This is a genomic window from Bradyrhizobium campsiandrae, assembly GCF_014529705.1.
GTDB lineage: Bacteria > Pseudomonadota > Alphaproteobacteria > Rhizobiales > Xanthobacteraceae > Bradyrhizobium > Bradyrhizobium campsiandrae.
This window is the reverse complement of record NZ_JAANIH010000257.1, coordinates 1-399: the sequence shown is the minus strand read 5'-3', so window position 1 is coordinate 399 and position 399 is coordinate 1. Positions and strand designations below refer to the sequence as shown.

Genomic DNA, 399 nt, shown 5'->3' with positions numbered 1-399 from the left:
GGATTGAAGGGCATCGTTACGATGGGATCCCCACTTGACGCCGGCTCGGCCCGCCGGTATATGGAGGTTCTCACCCCCAACATCTCGAACGGGTACGGCACCACTGAGACCTTCTGGAACACCTTCCTGCGTCCCTTCGATCTGCCGGGAATGGCCGGTACAGCTGGTCGGGCCAGCACTGATGACGACGTCGAGGTGGTCAAGGTTTTTGACGACCGTATCGCTGAGCCCGACGAGCTGGCCGCCAAGGACGGCGTTGAGGTCGGTGAGGTCGCGATGCGCAGTCCCAAGTGCGGTATGTCCTACTCCGGCGAGACTGGCTCGAAGGATCCGAAGTTCCATGCCGGATGGTTCTACCCGGGTGACCTCGCGACTTGGGACGAGCATGAGTTCGTTACC

The 399-nt window shown here is 61.4% G+C and carries 1 protein-coding gene; it reads left to right on the top strand.

Annotated features, from left to right (window positions below):
• Positions 1-3: 3 nt before the first annotated feature.
• Positions 4-399, top strand: a 396-nt coding sequence (locus tag G8O24_RS47340) for an AMP-binding protein (protein WP_283815673.1), incomplete at its 3' end; no start/stop codon positions are given.